The sequence below is a fragment of the Candidatus Jidaibacter acanthamoeba genome (assembly GCF_000815465.1).
Lineage (GTDB): Bacteria > Pseudomonadota > Alphaproteobacteria > Rickettsiales > Midichloriaceae > Jidaibacter > Jidaibacter acanthamoebae.
The window spans coordinates 22,097-39,700 of record NZ_JSWE01000206.1 but is presented as its reverse complement, the minus strand read 5'-3'; the positions used below and the strand labels follow the sequence as shown (position 1 = coordinate 39,700).

The following is a 17,604-nucleotide window of genomic DNA, read 5'->3' as shown; positions in this document are numbered from 1 at the left end:
AGAAAATTATAGGAGTATATGTCTCTCAGAACCAGGTTGTTTATTGAACATCTATTTACGGAAGGGGAAAATATCAACTTAAATGAAGAACAATCGCATTACCTAAGCAATGTTTTAAGATGCAAAACTCATGAGCTATTGAGAATCTTTAACGGAAAAGACGGAGAGTGGGAAGCGACTATAATCGGGATCAGCAAGAAACACGTTATAATCAATTTAGTAAAGCAACTAGCCTCTCAATTAAACCAAGCTCCTTTACACTTTGCATTTTGTCCGGTTAAAAACGTTACACCAAGCTTTGTCGTACAAAAAGCAACGGAATTAGGAGTAACGGAGATTTGGCCTATTACTTCAAGACGCACGGTGATAAACAAAATAAACTTGGAAAAACTTATTAAAAGCGCTATTGAAGCCGCGGAACAATCAGAAAGATTATGTATACCTAAAATTCATCCTATGCAAAATCTTGCCGACTTTGTGAAATGCAAACCTTTTGACGGCAATCTAATGTTCTGCTATGAGAAAGCTGACCCCTTAGGGGTTCAAACATTAAAAAGCAAGTTAAAACAAACCGAAAATTGTATACTAATCGGCTCTGAAGGCGGATTTAGCTCTGAAGAAGCAGACCTTATAAGAAGCTTGGACTATGCAGTTGCAGTTAATTTCGGAAGACGAATAATGCGTGCGGAGACCGCTGGCATTGCCGCAATAAGTTGCTATAATACATTAATGGATAACTGGAAATAAATAATTTGATAAGCTAAAGGTTTAAGAAGTGCAGAGGACAGAAGATAATAAACATTTAAAAATATCAGAACATCTAAACAAAGCAGTAGCTGATAAGTCTGCTCAAATGAAAGAGTGGATATTTTCAAATTATAAAGAAAATAAAAGGCCGTTATACGGCTCTGTAGATGTTAGAAACTCAGGTTTTAAGGTTGCGCCCGTAGATACCAACCTCTTCCCGGCAGGTTTTAATAACCTAGATATACACGGGTTACAAAATGCTAAGGCAGAATTTGCGGAAATGTTTAAAAATAACAAGCCGGGTAAGATACTTATCATACCTGAAAATTTTACCCGCAACCAAAATTATTTTGAAAATTTGCTGGCATTAAAAAACATAGTAGCTTCCGACAATATAGTGGTAGAATTCGGGTCACCGCATATTACGGAGATTCAAGAATATAACGCATCCTCAATAATTACACTTAATCCTATTACTCGTCATCATAATACAATATATATTAAGCAAGACTGGAAACCGGATTTAATTATTTTAAATACCGATCTTACCGGTGGAGTTCCAGAAATCATAGAAAATATATCTCAACCTATTATACCTGAACTAAATAAAGGATGGCATAAGCGGAGAAAATTTACTCACTTCACTGCTTATAATAAAATCGCCGAGGAATTTTGTCGGGAGTTTTCTTTGGATCCGTGGCTGCTTTCCACCTACATTGCAAAAGCCGAAAATATTGATTTCCGAAATAAAGTAGGGTTAGAAGAAGCTGGATCAGTGGTTGATAATATAATTGAACAAATTAAATTAAAATATGAAGAATATCAGATAACCTCACCCCCGTATGTTTTCATCAAAGCTGATAACGGAACATTCGGAATGGGCATCATGATTGCAAGTAGCGGTGATGATATATTAAATATTAATAAAAAAAAGCGCCACTCCATGGATGTTATAAAAGAAGGAGTACTTAATCGTGAAATTATTATTCAAGAAGGCGTACCCACTATCCATAACATAAACTCATCTCCTTATGAAAATATCGCATATGCAGTCAATGGTAATATTGTGAGCTTTATCAGAAGAATAAATTCATCGCGCGATCACTTAACTAATTTGAATTCTCCAAATGCCAGCTTTACTTGTAATAGCGATTTTATATATAACTCAGAAGCATTAGTCGCCGAGCTTGCTTTGCTTGCAAGTGTTTATGAATGAATAATACATATTACTTGTTGAAACTAAGTACCCCTACCTCTTTTTTCATCCTGAGGTAAATTTCTCTCCTTTTCTAATTTTTCTGCAAAAGTTTGTTCTTCTCCGCGCTTGCGTTTAATAGAGCCTTTGATGAGTCTCTCTTCTGTATCTGAGTCGTTTATAATTATAACTTCACAATCATCATTAGGTAGGCTGAATTGCTGAACTATAACTTCATTCCAATCTTCAAAATCATTAACTTGGCTCATAACGCACTCCCCTAACCAAGTTCCTTCTTCAGTAGCAATGATTGGCTGCATATGATCTGTTTTAGCCTTTTTTAACGGCCTTAAATTTTTATCTTCCACCCTAATTTTTAAAAATTCAGCTATCTCTTCTGCACCTTCTAGTTTAGCTTTTTCTAATGCATTGCTTAAATAATAATTGTATATATCAATATCGATGCATTCATATTCCAAGAGTATTTTAACAATAGGTAAATTTTGATTGGAAATTGCATAATATAAAGGTATCTCCCCACTATTTGTTTCTAAAAAAATATTAGCTCCCCCTTTAATAAGTCTTTTTGCTACGTCTAATTTATTGTTAAGTACCGCTAAATGTAAAGGTGTTACACCATCATGAGCTCCGGCATTTACCACAGCCCCGGTATTTAATAGGCTATCAATAAACGTTACATCATCCAGTGTTACTGCTTTATGTAATGCTGTATACCCTTTGCTATTGCATTCATTAATATAGCTTTTATTTTCTTCATTGATTAAAAAGAAGTATATGAAGTCTCTTATGGTAGAGTTTTCTTTTTCCAATATTTCAATATAGTCATCTCTTGGTGTGTTTTGCTTCATTTTAATACACTCTAAAAAGTATAAAATTCTTTTAAGCAAGCATTATAGCACAAGTATATTAAAGAAATATTTCTTGAAGGAAATTTTATTATTAGATTTTTTTATTTTTCATATAGAATCTATTAAATAGAATAAAACCTAATTATTTACACAGTCGCTAAGAATAAACTCATATTTTTCATTAAAATATTTTGAAATCCCTGCATTATTAGAGAATATCCAACCGCTAAACTGTTTATCCAGCTCATTTTGCTTGGAAACAGTATAAAATTCAATCCATGCTTTACTGTCAGGTAAAAGTTTTTTTTCATTTTCCTTCCAACAGCTAAGAACTCTAATAGCAATTTCATCATTAAACATAATAGGTTTTTGGAGATTAACCGTTACCACATCCATCTTCCCCATTTTTTTATCAACAATATTAATTTGAGCTGTATTATAGAAGCCCCCCCTTACCCCTTGCCTTTCTATTTCTTCCGTACTCTCTTTATCCAGAGCACTAAAAATTGATTCATCTATTTTTTTTATAAGGGTGCTGTCATTATTTTCCGCAGCAAATACCATATTCCAAAAAATAAAAATAAAAGCTAAAAATTTAGCTAGGATTTGCAGCATGCGAAGCATCCGAAGAATTATTAGTATCCTTTTGTTTCTTATTACCATCCGTAGAACCGAAAATAAACCTAGCAATTAAGCTCTCAAAACTAATAGCAGGTTGAGTGAATTCAATTCTACTGCCTTCTTTCAGCAATTCTTCATCCGCTCCGGGAGCAAGTGAAATATACTTATCACCCAGCAAACCATTACCGATAATTTCAGCTGAACTATCAACGGGAAGCTTATAATCATCGTTTATAACGAGCTCAATTACTGCATTATAACTTTTTGGATCCAACCTAAGAGAGATAACATTACCGACTTTAACCCCGCTTAATTTAACATCACTTCCGATATTAATACCGTCAATTCTGGTAAACTGAGCAGTTACCTTATAACCTTTAATATCCTTATAATTTATACTGCCGCTTTTATAGGCGATTATTATAAAGCCTATTGCAACCGCAAGCACTATAAATCCGACCACTGTTTCAAAAATATTCTTAGACATTTCCTCTCCCGTTATTGATTTGGTTTCCAGGCTTCATAATCGCCGGTCGCCTTTCTTCTTTTTCCGTCACCTAAAACATGTCCGCTAGGATAATATGCAAACTCCGTACCGGTTAAATTCGGTACTTTTTCTTTTTCCCATTTATATAATTTTTTATCTTTTTGCGGCACTTCATCCGATTGATAATGCAACCAACCATACCACACAGGCGGAATTTTTGAAGGCTCAGGTATACCTTTATAATAGACCCAACGGTCATTTCTGTTAAAATCTCTATGAAAACGCTTTGATTCATAGTATCGATTACCGAACTGATCCTCACCAACACACTTGCCAAAAAGCTTTGTATAAATCCAAATTGTTAAATTCATAGAAAAATTATATTTCCTCTCTTTATTAATATAATAATATTATTGCCCGGAGAATAAGTCAATTTAGTTATCTGATATACTCGGATAAAACTGCCTCCATTGAGGTTGGGGTTAAGCCTAATTCTTCAAAACTGTTCTTAGTTTTTACTATAACATTATCAGTTTTAAGTAATTCAACTTGGTCACAAGTAAGTAATGGCCGAGGTAATAAACTTAAAATCGCAGCCATAACTTTAGCAAATATGAATGGGATACTTACCAACGGCTTTTTTTTGCCGATCAATTTAAATACTAATTCATATATCTCTCGCAAAGTATAGACTTTTGACCCTCCCAACTCAAAAACTTTTCCGCAAATATTATCCTTAACTAAGCATCTCCCCACAGCTTCAGCAACGTCCACAACATAAACTGGCTGAAGCCTGGTTCTGCCGCCGCCGATTAAAGGAATAACGGGGAACACGGCAACAAGTTTTGCAAACATATTTATAAAGTTATCTTCTCTTCCGAACACTACGCTTGGGCGAATAATCACTGAATTCGGAAATGTCTGAAGCACAGCTTTTTCACCCTCAAGCTTAGTTGAGGCATATTTAGAAGTATGATTTCTATTTACTCCTAGCGCTGAAAAATGTATTAATCTTCTTATACCGTTATTAGAACAGGATAAAGCAATATTTTTTGCAGCCTCTACATGTAACTTGTTAAATTTTTGCTTACTGCTTTCAAATAATATCCCGACCAGATTTACTACGAATGTCGAACCTTCAACGTTTTTTTCAATATCTTTAAAACTTTTAATATCCCCTTTAACAAAAGCAATTTGCCCAACTGAACCGCAAACTTTCAGCTGATTATTCTCTTCTGGGTTACGAGAAACTATTTTTATCTTAGCCCCCGTCTTAGCTAATTCTTTTACAATATAACTTCCGATAAAGCCGCTACCGCCGAAGATAGTTATTGTATCATTTATACCAATCTTTTTCATAATTTAATGTTAAAAAAATAAATAAGTTTTTGTTTAATATAATCTACACCTTGCAAATTACTTTCTACCCTATTAAAGATAATAGTAACAGTCAAATTTATTTGGGTGCTTTTTTGCCTTTTGAATATTGCTATTTATGGTATTTATATTTTAAATTGGTTAGTATTCAAGAGTTAAATTAATTAAGGAGAAGACAATGTTAAAAGATTTACTTGCGCAAAGAAATAATTTTACCCTACCTCAGTTGCCTTATGCAAAAAATGCACTAGAACCTTATGTCTCTGAAGAGACCTTGTCTTTTCATCATGGCAAACATCACCAAACCTATGTTACAAACTTGAATAACTTAATAAAAGATTCTCCGTTTGCTGAAATGGGACTAGAAGATATTATAGAGAAATCCTATCAGAAAGCCGATAAGGTGGGGATTTTTAATAATGCCGCGCAAGTTTGGAATCATGCTTTTTTATGGCATTGTATGAAAAAAGACGGTGGCGGTTTACCTTCTAAAACTTTACAAGATAAAATAAATGAAGATTTCGGAAGCATGGAAAAATTTGTCGAAGAATTTAAGAATGCTGCAATCACTCAATTCGGAAGCGGTTGGGCATGGCTGGTTTTAGATAAAGATAAGTTAAAAGTAATAAAAACCGGTAATGCCGAACTTCCGATGGTTTTAGGTCAAAAAGCCCTCCTGACCATTGATGTTTGGGAACATGCATACTATTTGGATTATCAGAATCGCAGAGCTGATTATGTAAATACGTTTATAGAAAAATTAATTAACTGGCAATTTGTTGAAGAAAACTTTAATTCAAGATAGATTATTAATTGAGGCGGGGAAATATAATTAGGAATCATATGAAATTTATAGATAAAATAAAAGGGTTATTGAAAAAAGAGGAGCAATCAAAAGAAGCTACGCTCTCATTAAAAAATTGGTATTCCGAACGCTATGAAAAAATGCTTATACAACGCAACCTTTTGTTTTTAGTTTGTGTCATTTCATTGATTACTATAGCACTTTCAGTGCTTGCCATCAGGTATATAAAAAGTACCCGCTCAATTGAACCGTTTGTAATTGAAATCGAACGAAAAACCGGTGTACCTACCGTTGTAGAACCTGTGAGCGTTAAAGCTTACTCGGCGGATGATGCCGTTAAAAGATATTTTGTTATGAAATATATAAGAGCAAGAGAAGAATTCATTTTCAATTCCTATGATTATAATTACAATACAGTAGTAAGGGTTCTTTCTTCAGAAGATGTGTATTATAGTGACTATAGACCTAAATTCAGTATTAAAAACCCTAATAGCCCGTACAATTTATATGGTAATAATAACTATAGAACAGTAAGCTTAAAATCTATTATTTTCCAATCACCGACATCTGCACAAGTTAGAATCAGAATGGAAGTAAAAGGAATAATGAACCAGGTAATGGATAAAATTTGTTTCGTAGAATTTAAATTTGCTAATTTACAAATGAATGATGACGAAAGGTTAATTAATCCGTTAGGATTTAAAGTAACCTTGTATAGAATTGAAGATGAACAACAAAGAGGAGCATAGTAAAGATGTGTAGTTTAACTAAAAGATTTATTTTATTAATATTATTAATCTTACCTTGCGCATTTGCTCATGCCGATCAACCTATCGCAATTGATAGCAGAATAAAAACTTTCGTATATAGCGAAAACGAAGTTTTTAGAGTAGTTGTACACTATGGCTATCAAACGAGTATCGAATTTGCCGACGGTGAAGAAATACAAACTATTTCAGTAGGAAACAGCTTTGCATGGCAGTTAATTCCGGTCGGTAGAAGGCTCTTTATTAGACCGCTTGAGGAAAACATTCTTACTAATATGACAATCATAACCAATATGAGAACATACCAATTTGAAATTCAATCAAGATTACTGTCATATACAATTGATGAGGAATTGGTATATGTAGTCCGATTCTTCTACCCTGATGATGAAACCGATCAGATTAAACCTCAAGTTAAAAGCTTTTCAGAACAGGATGCTATACCTGTCGTTAAACCTTTCAACTTTAATTATACCCTTTCCGGAGCTGATAGAATTGCACCGATTAAAATATTTGATGACGGGATAAATACGTTTTTCGAGTTTCCTTCAACACGAAACGTTCCGCAAATAAGTACTGTGAGCGGTAAAACTTTAGTAAAACTTGTTCCTAAAATAAAAGGGAAATATATTGTAGTTAACACGGTTGCCCCGGAATTTGAGCTATCTGATAATATGGATATCGTGAAAGTATATAATGAGAATTATAAAAAATAAATGATGGGATGATGATGCCAGACGATAAAAATAATAAAGTAATTGAGGTCGATGCCAACCATACTGAGGCTTCCGGTAGCGAAGCGGAGCCTTCAAGTTCTCCCTCAGAAAATAGTAACGAACAGGAAAGCCAAGCAAGCCAATTTTCTATAGTTGCTTCTACACCTCAACATAAGAAGGTTATGGCAATTGGAATTGTAGTAGTTACCATCGTGGTATTATACTATATATTTTTCGGGCGCCCTTACTCTCCGGAAGAGATTAAAGATAAGAAAGAAAGAGAAATAGCAGCACAAAAAGAAGAACTGCTGAAAACCTCGGCACCGGTAACTAAACCTGCGGAAGCAACCGTAAGTATAACTCCGCCTAAATTACCGGAGCCGCCGCCGCTTACCGACCCGACTCCTCCGGAGCCACCTCCCCCGCCTACTCCATTATCACCTTCCTCACCATTGTTTAATCAGCCAAACAATGCACCTATCATTACTAATATCGTAAAATCTAATTCAGACGATCTTGAAAGGGTAAAAAAACTGGAAGCTAAACGTAAAGCAGGCATGATTGTTGTGGGTGGCGGAGGAGCATTTTCTACTACCGATAAAAAAGGTGCAGCCGATGAAAAAGACTCTGCGGAAACCAAGAAAAAAAATAAAGTTGACTTTCTAGGCTTCGGTAACGGCTCTTTAGACGGCGTTTCACTTACCAAAACATCTTCCGAACAAGTTACCGCCACTAAAATAGGTAATACCGATTTAATTATTGCCCAAGGAAAAGTTATTAATGCAGTTTTAGAGACGGCAATTAACACTGATCTGCCGGGAATGTTAAGAGCTGCTATAGTGCGTGACGTTTATGCCGAATCAGGAAAAAACATTTTACTCCCTAAAGGATCCCGGGTAGTCGGAACTTATGATTCTGAAATAAAAGATGGACAAACCAGAGTTAGTATAGTTTGGGATCGAGTGATAAGGCCGGATGGTATCGATCTTGCAATCTCATCTCCAGGCACTGACCAACTTGGCAGAGCCGGGGTTGAAGGCAAACTTGATAACAAATTCTGGACTAAATTGGGCTCGGCATTACTTGTTTCATATGTAATACCTGTGCTTGCCAATAAATTTACTAATGTGAATAAAAACGATCAGGTAACCACTACTACAACTACCGGTGTCGGTGGTACATCGACCACTTCACAATCAACTTTTGCTGCTCAACAAGCTCAAGAAGCTTCTGATCAATTTACAAAAGTCGGTAAAGAAATAGTTGAAAAAACCTTCTCTACTAAACCGACTATTACTGTGAACCAAGGTGCTTATATTAATATTTACGTTAAGAAAGACTTAGTTTTTCCTTCAGGGTTTACCTCTAATAGCGCACAGGTATTAAAATGACTTTAACTGCTTTAGAAACTTACCTTGAGCCTTTGAAAAAAATCTTCGCCGAAGAGGATGTTAATGAGGTTTCCATTAATCGTCCTTTTGAGGCCTGGATTGAAAAGAGGGGTGATATCAGATATGAAAGTATGCCTGAACTAGATTTTGATCATTTAAGGGGCTTAAGTTTGCTGGTTGCGCAATCAACAGACCAAAAGATAAGTGAAGAAACCCCCCTACTCTCTGCAACTCTTCCAAACGGTTACAGGATTCAGATTATTATACCTCCTGCATGTGAATCAGGAACTATCGGCATGTCGATCAGGAAACCTTCTACAATAAAAATGAGCTTGGATGATTATGAGAAAATGGGAGCTTTTGATAGTACTGCTATCGAAGAAGAACACGATGAAGCAAGAGAAATTTTAAATAATTACCTTAAGAATAAAAATATAAAAGAATTTCTTAGAACCGGAATACTCTCCAGAAAGAATATTATAATAAGCGGAGGGACTTCCACCGGTAAAACGACATTTACTAATGCTATGCTCCGTACCATACCTAAGGAAGAGCGTTTAATCACTTGCGAAGATGCAAGAGAAATAGATTTAAGCAGTCATCCGAATAGATTGCATTTATTATCCTCTAAGGGGGGGCAAGGTCGTGCAAAAGTAACCACTCAGGATCTAATTGAAGCATGTTTACGTTTAAGACCGGATAGAATTATAGTAGGAGAGCTCAGAGGCGCTGAAGCATTCAGCTTTTTAAGGGCGATTAACACCGGCCACCCGGGTTCGATATCAACATTGCACGCAGATACTCCGCTAATGGCACTCGAGCAGTTAAAGCTCATGGTTATGCAAGCAGGCCTAGGGATGCCGCCCGAGCAAATTAAAGAATATATTTTAAATGTTGTTGATGTTGTTGTACAATTAAAAAGAGCTGGTAAAGGTAAACGATATATATCGGAAATTTACTTTAAAGGCTCAGGAAATATAACCCAAGGATTATAACAGGTATGGCTGAAAATTTTGGTAAAGCAGGTAATTTTATTAGAAATGTAATGGCGGCCGTTGCTTTTGGTATAGTTGTGGTTATTTTTGCATTTTATCTTTCAGGAATTATATTTAGTATTACTGAATCAGGAATATATTCAATAACCCCGTATTTCCTAACCTCATCTGAGCCTTTTAATGTTTTAATATATTATTATTTCTGGTGGATAAACAATCTATCCGGTATCACTCTAACTTTTCATAATTATCTTATACCCAGATTAGTGCTTGCTACTATTATCCCTATTACCACATTTGCCTACCTGATCTGGAAGTATCGGGAAACCCTTTATGAAAAGAGGCCTTTTAAGCCTGAGGAAGCTCTACATGGCGATGCGAAATGGGCAAGCGAGGATGATATATTCAAAGCCGGATTAAGAGCTAAAAAGGGAATGTTGCTCGGAAAAGATAATAAAGGTTATTTAGTGGCACCCGGATATCAACATTGTTTGCTATTTGCTCCTACCGGATCCGGTAAAGGTGTAGGCTTTGTAATTCCTAACTTACTTTATTGGGAAGATTCAGTATTTTGTCATGATATTAAGTTAGAAAACTTTGAGCTTACCAGCGGTTGGCGGCAGAAAATGGGGCAACAGGTTTACTGTTGGAACCCGGCTGACCCGGACGGTATTACCCATTGTTATAACCCGATTGACTGGGTGAGCAGTAAACCCGGCCAGATGGTGGATGACGTGCAGAAAATTGCTAACCTGATTATGCCTGAGAAGGAATTCTGGAATAATGAAGCACGCTCATTATTTGTCGGGGTAGTGTTATATCTGATTGCCGTGCCGGATAAGATAAAATCATTTGGTGAAGTAGTCAGAACAATGAGAAGCGATGACGTAGTGTATAACCTTGCAGTAGTACTCGATACTATCGGTCAGGAAATCCATCCCGTAGCTTATATGAACATAGCAGCTTTCCTGCAGAAAGCTGATAAAGAGAGATCGGGCGTAATATCCACCATGAATTCTAACCTTGAATTATGGGCAAACCCTCTTATTGATACCGCAACAGCTTCCAGTGACTTTAACATACTTGATTTCAAACGCACGTTAACCACGGTTTATGTCGGGCTAACACCGGATAACCTGCAGCGCTTACAACCTTTAATGCAGGTATTCTACCAGCAGGCTACCGAGTTCTTAGCGAGAAGATTACCAAGTAAGGAAGATCCTTACGGAGTAATGTTCATGATGGATGAGTTCCCTACTCTCGGAAAGATGGAACAATTTGCAAGCGGTATCGCATATTTTAGGGGTTATCACGTCAGGCTATTTTTAATTATTCAGGATACGGAGCAGCTAAAAGGTATATACGAAGAAGCAGGAATGAACTCGTTTTTATCCAATGCGACTTATAGAGTAACCTTTGCAGCAAACAACGTGGAAACCGCCAACCTGATTTCTCAGCTAATCGGCAATAAGACCGTTGACCAAGTTTCAGCAAATAGGCCTAAATTCTTAGACTTTAATCCGGCTTCCAGATCATTAAACGTTTCTAAAACTCAAAGGGCTTTACTTTTGCCGCAGGAAGTTATCGGTTTGCCGCGTGATGATCAAATTTTACTTATTGAATCCTGCCCACCGATTAAATCTAAAAAGATTAAATATTATGATGATGCCTTTTTTAAGAAAAGACTGTTAAAGCCTATCAGCTTGCCGCAACAGGAGCCGTATGATCCGCGTAAAGCTAAGGAGATGATGAGCTCTAAAAAAGCCGCAACTGAGGAAAGCTGATAGCTGCTGATATTTAGTTGTTGCTATTATTCTATTTGAGTTCCACAGCTTTCTGACAACCATTTATTATAATTGCTTTTATACTCTTAATAATTCTTCAGTGTGTTTGGAGCATATATACTTAGAAAGTTGGAAAGAACCTTTTTAGGAATGCAAAGTGGGCTAGGACAAAAGTAGACTTTGATGCACTACCCGATACCATAAAGGCAAGATATCCAAACTTAAAAGAAAAGTATCCTGAAAGCATGTGGTTCCAGGAAAATGGATGTCCAAATTTTATGCCTCATGCTATAAGGATAGTTGAGGTTACTGGCCTTAATGGAGAATATGATCATGACTTTAATGAGGCAAATAAGGCAGCAGGTTATAAGGAAACACCTGATGGCTACACTTGGCATCACCATGAAGATGGTAAAACTATGGAACTTGTACCCCAAAAGATCTGCACGATGCGATAAACCATACCGGTGGTACATCTAAACTAAGACATGAGCAGAGCAAAGGTGTATAATAACATAAACTTAGAGGAATGAATATGAAGCATATAGAAGTAGAAGAATATGAGAACCCAATCACAATAGAAGAAATACTAGCAGCAGAATAAACCATACAAACAAAACTGCCTAGCGATTATGTAGAGCATTTACTTAAATATAATGGCGGGCATGATGATTTATAAGCTAATTTCTTTAGCTTTATAAATTATCAGATGAGGACGGAAATATTAATACAAACTTTCATGAGAAGTTTTACCGCGAAATATATAATAGCTATATGCGGTATATATCAATACCACCGGAAGCAAAATAGCAGCTCCTACTGAAATGAGTGAAAGTGATTCGGAAGCCGCTGCCGCTTCCCAAACAGAAATGCTATAAGGCACCACCCAGGGCCATAAGCTTACTGCTAACCCTATGTACGCCAATATAAATAGCGATATAGATAACAAAAATGGCGCCACTTCTTTACCGTTGGTAATTGTTTTTATAAGATAAAAAGAAACGAAAACCGAGATAATAGGTAATGGAGAAAAGTAAAACATATTCGGCCATGAAAACCAACGATCAAAAATCTGATTATTTAAGAACGGTACCCATAAACTAACTATCCCCATAAATCCAAGCACATATATTAAAACATACAGGGAACATTTCTTTGCCCAACTTTGAGTTTCTTCTTCAGTTTTCATAATAACCCAAGTGCTGCCGAGCAGTGCATATCCGAAAACCATCGCTAGTCCTACAGTAATAGAAAAACCGTTCAACCAGCCCCAGGCTCCTCCCGCATATTTTCTGTCTACTACATTAATACCTTGCACGAATACTCCAAGAATTATGCCTTGCATAAGAGTTGCAACCAAAGAGCCGTAATGAAAGCAATAATCCCATACTCTCCTTGTCTTAATACTCGCTTTGAACCTAAATTCAAAAGATATCCCTCTAAAAATCAAGGCTATCAACATTATGGTAAGCGGCATATAAATTGCAGGCATAAGAACTGAATAAGCTAACGGAAAGGCTGCAAGTAAACCTCCCCCTCCCAATACCAACCAAGTCTCATTCCCATCCCAAAAAGGAGAGATTGAGTTCATCATTTTATCACGACATTTGTCTGAAGGGGCAAATGGGAATAATATTCCTATTCCTAAATCAAACCCGTCTAAGCAAACGTATAAAAGTACTGAAAGAGCAATTAATCCGCCCCATAGTAACGGTAAGTCAATTGATGAAGAGAGATCAAACATAATTTACCTTTTTAAAAAGTTTTCGGAAAAATATCCGCAATTGATATCGGATGCTTTTGCCCGTGTTTGCCATACATCTCAATCCAATCTCCAATCTTTACACCCTTAGAGATTAATTTGAAAATATAGTAAACCCCAGCCCCGAAAACAAACGCATATACTACAAAGAATGCAATTAAGGCAATCAAAACCTGCTCTACGGTTACCGGGGAATGCGCTTCAATTGTTTTCATTACTCCATATACAACATAAGGCTGCCTTCCGACCTCGGTAGTAATCCACCCGCATAAAATTGCAAGTATCCCAAGCGGAGAAACCATTATGCACCATTTAAGAAAAGGTTTGGAAGTGAAGATTTTTTTACGTGCAAACTGTATAATTGCAAGTACTCCGGTTAGGCTCATGATTAATCCGACCCCTACCATTATTCTAAAGCACCAGAAAACTAAAGCTACCCCATCGGTACGTTGCTCTTTAGGCCAATGTTTCAAACCTTTAATTTCAGCATCAATGTCATGTGCAAGGATTATACTGCCGAGTTTAGGGATTTCAATACTGTAAAGCGTTTCTTCTTTTTCCTGATCAGGCCATCCGAATAATTTTAACCCCGCACCTTTTTCAGTTTCCCATAAGCCTTCAATAGCTGCAATTTTAGCCGGTTGGTGTTCCAAGGTATTAAGACCGTGCATATCTCCTATCATAATTTGCATAGGAGCAACAAGGATTGCCATAAGCATTGCCATCGTGAGCATTATGCGAGCATGGGAAGTATATCTGCCTTTAAGCAAATACCAGGCTGCAACTCCGGCAACAATAAAAGAGGTAGTAAGGTATGCAGCGGTAAGCATATGAAAGAATCTATAGGGGAAAGACGGATTAAAAATTATTTCCATCCAATCAGTCGGATAAAAAACCCCGTCTTCCTTCATGGTAAAACCTACGGGAGTATGCATCCAACTGTTAGCCGAAAGAATCCAAAAAGCTGAAATTATGGTGCCGATTGTAACCACAAGGGTAGAAATAAAATGTACTTTAGGGCTCACCCTATCCCAGGCAAAAAGCATAATACCTAAAAACGATGCTTCTAAAAAGAACGCGGTTAAAACTTCAAAACTTAATAGTGGGCCTAAAACATTACCTACTTTCGTAGAAAACCCTGACCAGTTCATGCCGAACTGATAAGACATTACCACCCCTGAAACCACACCGAGCCCGAAGCAAACCGCAAAGATTTTTATCCAAAACTTATATATTTCTTTATATATAGGGTGCTTAGTTTTAAGCCATAACCCTTCAAGTACAGCTAAAAAACTAGCTAAGCCAATAGTTAAGCTAGGAAAAATGATATGAAATGAAATCACAAAAGCGAACTGTATTCGAGATAACAAAACCGGATCTAATAATTCCATAACTCCATCCTATACAAACATTAGAAAAGATATAGCACGATGATATCCTTAGTAAAGCAATATTTTACCTAACTAAACTTAATACTAAAGGTAAAAAATTTATAATTTTTACTTCTTTACAAAAAAAACAAACCATAATAATGTGGCTCACAATAACCTAACCAAGCGATTAATATGTATTTAAAAAGCTTAAGTGCAGTTTTAACTTTCATTTATCTTATTTTAAATATCAATCTTGCTCAAGCAACCTCTCATTCCATAATTCTCGGATTAGGAAAACAAGGTATTTCAGCTAAGAAAAAACCTATTGAGGGCAATGAAGCTAAGCTTGAATATCGTTTTGCTTCTTTTTATTATAATTTACAGCCGCATATCGGTGTGATGGGAAGCAGCAAAGAAAGTGCTTATGTTTATGCCGGTTTAAATTATGTAATTGATTTCTCTCCCCTGCATCTCGGCATTTCATTTAGCCCGGGAATTTATCACCGCGGCAAAGGCAAAAAGTTAGGCCATCCTTTAGAGTTTAAAAGCCAGTTTGAAGTTTACTACGATATAACTCGCTCAGTTTCTTTAGGAGCAAGCGTATCACATAGATCAAATGCCGGCATTTCTAAAACAAACCCAGGGCTTAATAACATAATGCTTGAATTACAATATAGGCTGAACTAAGGTTCAAGCAAGGGGCGGCCTACAATATTTTTTAACATTTATAAGGTAGCACATATGAAAAAAATCTCTTTAAGTTTTATATTAGCTCTAACTTTAACTTCATGTTCTTCCAACCCGAAAGACAAATTGGATTCAGAGTTTTCCTTCCAAGGAAGGCCAATTGAACCATGGTGCATTAATTCAATAACCCATTCTTCCTCACCTTCGGTTAATCTTGCCCAATGCAGCAATCCTTTTTCGGAAATTAATATAACCAGTCCGGTTACTCCCGACCTCCAAAAACAAGGATTTATGGGTTATTCTTATGAATATAAAAATGATACCCCGGTAATGTCCCCTCCTTATATTTTTTATAAATATTTAGGTAAAACAGGTGAATTACATGCAGTTCATAAAATGTGGAGTGATGGAAGATCCGGTAAACATTCTTATGTTTATTTAATTGAAAGAAAGGGTGATACCCTAAACTTTATTAACGGTTACGGTGGTGACCGTTGTATGGGCGGTGTCATCGATGCTAAAGTTGAAGCCGGTAAGGTGAAATATACCAAACAACTTACCCCGTTAACTTTCATTCAAAATTCTTCGAAAAATGTATTCGATTATAATACAAGCAGCAGCTTAAGCGATTGCGCGACCTGTTGTTATATGACCGGAGAGTTTTCCGATAATGAAATGATCTCTGTTAAACTTAATCCCTCTTTAAAACAATTGTTCTCAGATAATAAAGCAGGACATATGCAATATTGTTTTGATAAGCTTTTTAAAAGCTATGTTAAGAGAAATAAACTCACCCTCAACTCTATTGAGCTTAATCAGTTTATAGATAGCTTTGAAAAGAAATGCGTCAAATATAAAAGATAAATGCTAAACATTTAGTAGAATGCTTAAAATGCTATAAAATGTATTTTAAGCATTTTTTTATTTAGATAGTTTTAAGCTTATATTGCATAGCTTAATTACTTAGGCTACTCGACATAGGTTAATCATACTGCAGTGCAGTTTTTATTATTTTAAACATAATTGTAGCATTTCCGTCAAAGATGATAAGAAGCTATAGAAGCATTTAATAAAAAAGATTGCATATAAAATCTAATTATTTCAGTATCTATTATGTTAACAACCATTAACTATAACGATTAATAATTAGGGAAACAATATGAACAAAGAAGAATTAATAAGTGCATTATCTGCAAAAACCGATGCAACTAAGGTTGATAGTAAAAAGCATTTAGAGGCATTACTTGAAGTAGTACAGGAAGTATTAGTTAAAGGAGATAGCTTACAGCTTGTAGGTTTCGGTACATTTGCAGTGTCTGATGTGAAAGCAAAAGAAGGCATTAACCCGCAAACAAGAGAGAAGATAAAAATTCCGGCTAGTAAAAGAGTTAAATTCTCAGTGGGTAAGCAGCTTAAAGAAGCAGTAAACCACAAGAATTCAAAAAAGAAATAATATTCTCCAGATTAAAGGCACCGGTCATAGAATGAGTTATTAAGACTCGTAAAAAGCCGGTGCTGTTAATTCTATCTAATGTAAAACCACCTATTTATAAAATATCTTAGTATATATTTAATAAAAATAGGATAAATATATATGTCAAAAATGTCAGATACTGCTTTAGATGCACTTATCACCCTTGAGCAGGATACAAGGGAATATGGCTTTGACTGGCCAAACCAGGAAATGATCATAGATCAGGCAATCAGTGAATGTGAAGAGATAAGAGAAGCTATATTACATAAAGAGCCCCCACATAGAATAAGGGAAGAAATAGGAGATTTATTACATACCGCTATTTCTCTATGCATTTTTTCCGGGTATGATGTTAAAGATACTTTAGCAAATGTTAATGAGAAATTCGAGGCTAGAATGAGTGCATTAAAAAAGATAGCCAACGAAAGAGGACTGGAGGATTTAAAAGGGCAACCGATTGAGTTTATGCTTGAACTGTGGCGTGAAGCTAAAAAGCAAAGTAAACGCTAGAATACTCTTTAGTTTAGCAGAAATTATAGAGAATTAAAACGATG

Annotated in this window: 20 protein-coding genes; 13 read left to right on the top strand and 7 right to left on the bottom strand. The window is 35.9% G+C overall.

Annotation, left to right across the window (positions count from 1 at the left end; all coding sequences use genetic code 11):
- Positions 1–18: 18 nt before the first annotated feature.
- Together NF27_RS09580 and gshA are read left to right on the top strand one after the other, a co-directional pair.
- Positions 19–747: an RsmE family RNA methyltransferase gene (locus NF27_RS09580; RefSeq protein WP_039458886.1), complete on the top strand. Its 729-nt coding sequence runs from the start codon at positions 19–21 to the stop codon at positions 745–747.
- A gap of 28 nt (positions 748–775) precedes the next feature.
- On the top strand, positions 776–1,963 hold the full coding sequence (gshA, locus tag NF27_RS09575; protein ID WP_053332758.1) for a glutamate--cysteine ligase: 1,188 nt from the start codon (positions 776–778) through the stop codon (positions 1,961–1,963).
- Positions 1,964–1,986: 23 nt separating this feature from the next.
- On the opposite strand, the gene NF27_RS09570 is transcribed toward gshA, so the two are convergent.
- From NF27_RS09570 to NF27_RS09550, 5 genes are all read right to left on the bottom strand, one after another.
- Entirely contained in the window at positions 1,987–2,811 is an 825-nt protein-coding gene (locus NF27_RS09570) for an ankyrin repeat domain-containing protein (RefSeq protein WP_039458883.1), read from the bottom strand.
- Positions 2,812–2,949: 138 nt separating this feature from the next.
- Entirely contained in the window at positions 2,950–3,426 is a 477-nt protein-coding gene (locus NF27_RS09565) for a DUF2155 domain-containing protein (protein ID WP_039458881.1), read from the bottom strand.
- A complete protein-coding gene (gene mlaD, locus NF27_RS09560; RefSeq protein ID WP_053332757.1) occupies positions 3,407–3,919 on the bottom strand; it encodes an outer membrane lipid asymmetry maintenance protein MlaD in 513 nt (170 codons plus the stop codon). The genes NF27_RS09565 and mlaD overlap by 20 nt, the downstream gene beginning before the upstream one ends.
- Positions 3,920–3,930: 11 nt before the next feature.
- On the bottom strand, positions 3,931–4,290 hold the full coding sequence (locus NF27_RS09555) for an NADH:ubiquinone oxidoreductase subunit NDUFA12 (protein WP_039458878.1): 360 nt from the start codon (positions 4,288–4,290) through the stop codon (positions 3,931–3,933).
- A 67-nt stretch (positions 4,291–4,357) separates the two neighbouring features.
- Positions 4,358–5,278, bottom strand: a complete 921-nt coding sequence (locus NF27_RS09550; protein ID WP_053332756.1) for a complex I NDUFA9 subunit family protein — start codon at positions 5,276–5,278, stop codon at positions 4,358–4,360.
- 196 nt (positions 5,279–5,474) lie between these two features.
- Between NF27_RS09550 and NF27_RS09545 the strand changes: the two genes are divergently transcribed.
- From NF27_RS09545 to NF27_RS09515, 7 genes are all read left to right on the top strand, one after another.
- Positions 5,475–6,101, top strand: coding sequence for a superoxide dismutase (locus NF27_RS09545; RefSeq protein ID WP_039458876.1), 627 nt, complete (start codon positions 5,475–5,477; stop codon positions 6,099–6,101).
- 38 nt (positions 6,102–6,139) lie between these two features.
- Complete coding sequence (locus tag NF27_RS09540; protein WP_038539492.1) at positions 6,140–6,850, top strand: VirB8 family type IV secretion system protein; 711 nt, start codon at positions 6,140–6,142, stop codon at positions 6,848–6,850.
- A gap of 5 nt (positions 6,851–6,855) precedes the next feature.
- Positions 6,856–7,584, top strand: coding sequence for a TrbG/VirB9 family P-type conjugative transfer protein (locus tag NF27_RS09535; protein ID WP_053332755.1), 729 nt, complete (start codon positions 6,856–6,858; stop codon positions 7,582–7,584).
- Positions 7,585–7,598: 14 nt separating this feature from the next.
- Positions 7,599–8,975 (top strand): TraB/TrbI/VirB10 family type IV secretion system protein, encoded by a 1,377-nt coding sequence (locus tag NF27_RS11455; protein WP_053332754.1) that lies wholly within the window; start codon positions 7,599–7,601, stop codon positions 8,973–8,975.
- A complete protein-coding gene (gene virB11 / locus NF27_RS09525; RefSeq protein ID WP_410518034.1) occupies positions 8,966–9,970 on the top strand; it encodes a P-type DNA transfer ATPase VirB11 in 1,005 nt (334 codons plus the stop codon). Before NF27_RS11455 ends, virB11 begins: the two co-directional genes overlap by 10 nt.
- 5 nt (positions 9,971–9,975) lie before the next feature.
- On the top strand, positions 9,976–11,754 hold the full coding sequence (locus NF27_RS09520) for a type IV secretory system conjugative DNA transfer family protein (RefSeq protein ID WP_084212936.1): 1,779 nt from the start codon (positions 9,976–9,978) through the stop codon (positions 11,752–11,754).
- Positions 11,755–12,032: 278 nt separating this feature from the next.
- Complete coding sequence (locus NF27_RS09515; protein ID WP_204367894.1) at positions 12,033–12,212, top strand: HNH endonuclease; 180 nt, start codon at positions 12,033–12,035, stop codon at positions 12,210–12,212.
- 266 nt (positions 12,213–12,478) lie between these two features.
- On the opposite strand, the gene cydB is transcribed toward NF27_RS09515, so the two are convergent.
- Positions 12,479–13,498 (bottom strand): cytochrome d ubiquinol oxidase subunit II, encoded by a 1,020-nt coding sequence (gene cydB, locus NF27_RS09510; protein WP_039458867.1) that lies wholly within the window; start codon positions 13,496–13,498, stop codon positions 12,479–12,481.
- An 11-nt stretch (positions 13,499–13,509) separates the two neighbouring features.
- Entirely contained in the window at positions 13,510–14,907 is a 1,398-nt protein-coding gene (locus NF27_RS09505; RefSeq protein WP_039458865.1) for a cytochrome ubiquinol oxidase subunit I, read from the bottom strand.
- A 174-nt stretch (positions 14,908–15,081) separates the two neighbouring features.
- On the opposite strand from NF27_RS09505, the gene NF27_RS11450 reads away from it, so the two are divergent.
- The 4 genes from NF27_RS11450 (at position 15,082) to NF27_RS09485 (ending at position 17,560) form a co-directional block, all read left to right on the top strand.
- A complete protein-coding gene (locus tag NF27_RS11450) occupies positions 15,082–15,576 on the top strand; it encodes an acyloxyacyl hydrolase (RefSeq protein WP_053332753.1) in 495 nt (164 codons plus the stop codon).
- A gap of 54 nt (positions 15,577–15,630) precedes the next feature.
- On the top strand, positions 15,631–16,440 hold the full coding sequence (locus NF27_RS09495; protein WP_039458862.1) for a hypothetical protein: 810 nt from the start codon (positions 15,631–15,633) through the stop codon (positions 16,438–16,440).
- Between the two features lie 295 nt (positions 16,441–16,735).
- Positions 16,736–17,029 carry an HU family DNA-binding protein gene (locus NF27_RS09490; protein ID WP_038539513.1) on the top strand — a complete coding sequence of 98 codons (294 nt, stop codon included), beginning with the start codon at positions 16,736–16,738 and terminating at the stop codon, positions 17,027–17,029.
- A 141-nt stretch (positions 17,030–17,170) separates the two neighbouring features.
- Positions 17,171–17,560: a MazG nucleotide pyrophosphohydrolase domain-containing protein gene (locus NF27_RS09485; RefSeq protein WP_039458858.1), complete on the top strand. Its 390-nt coding sequence runs from the start codon at positions 17,171–17,173 to the stop codon at positions 17,558–17,560.
- Positions 17,561–17,604 lie beyond the last annotated feature (44 nt).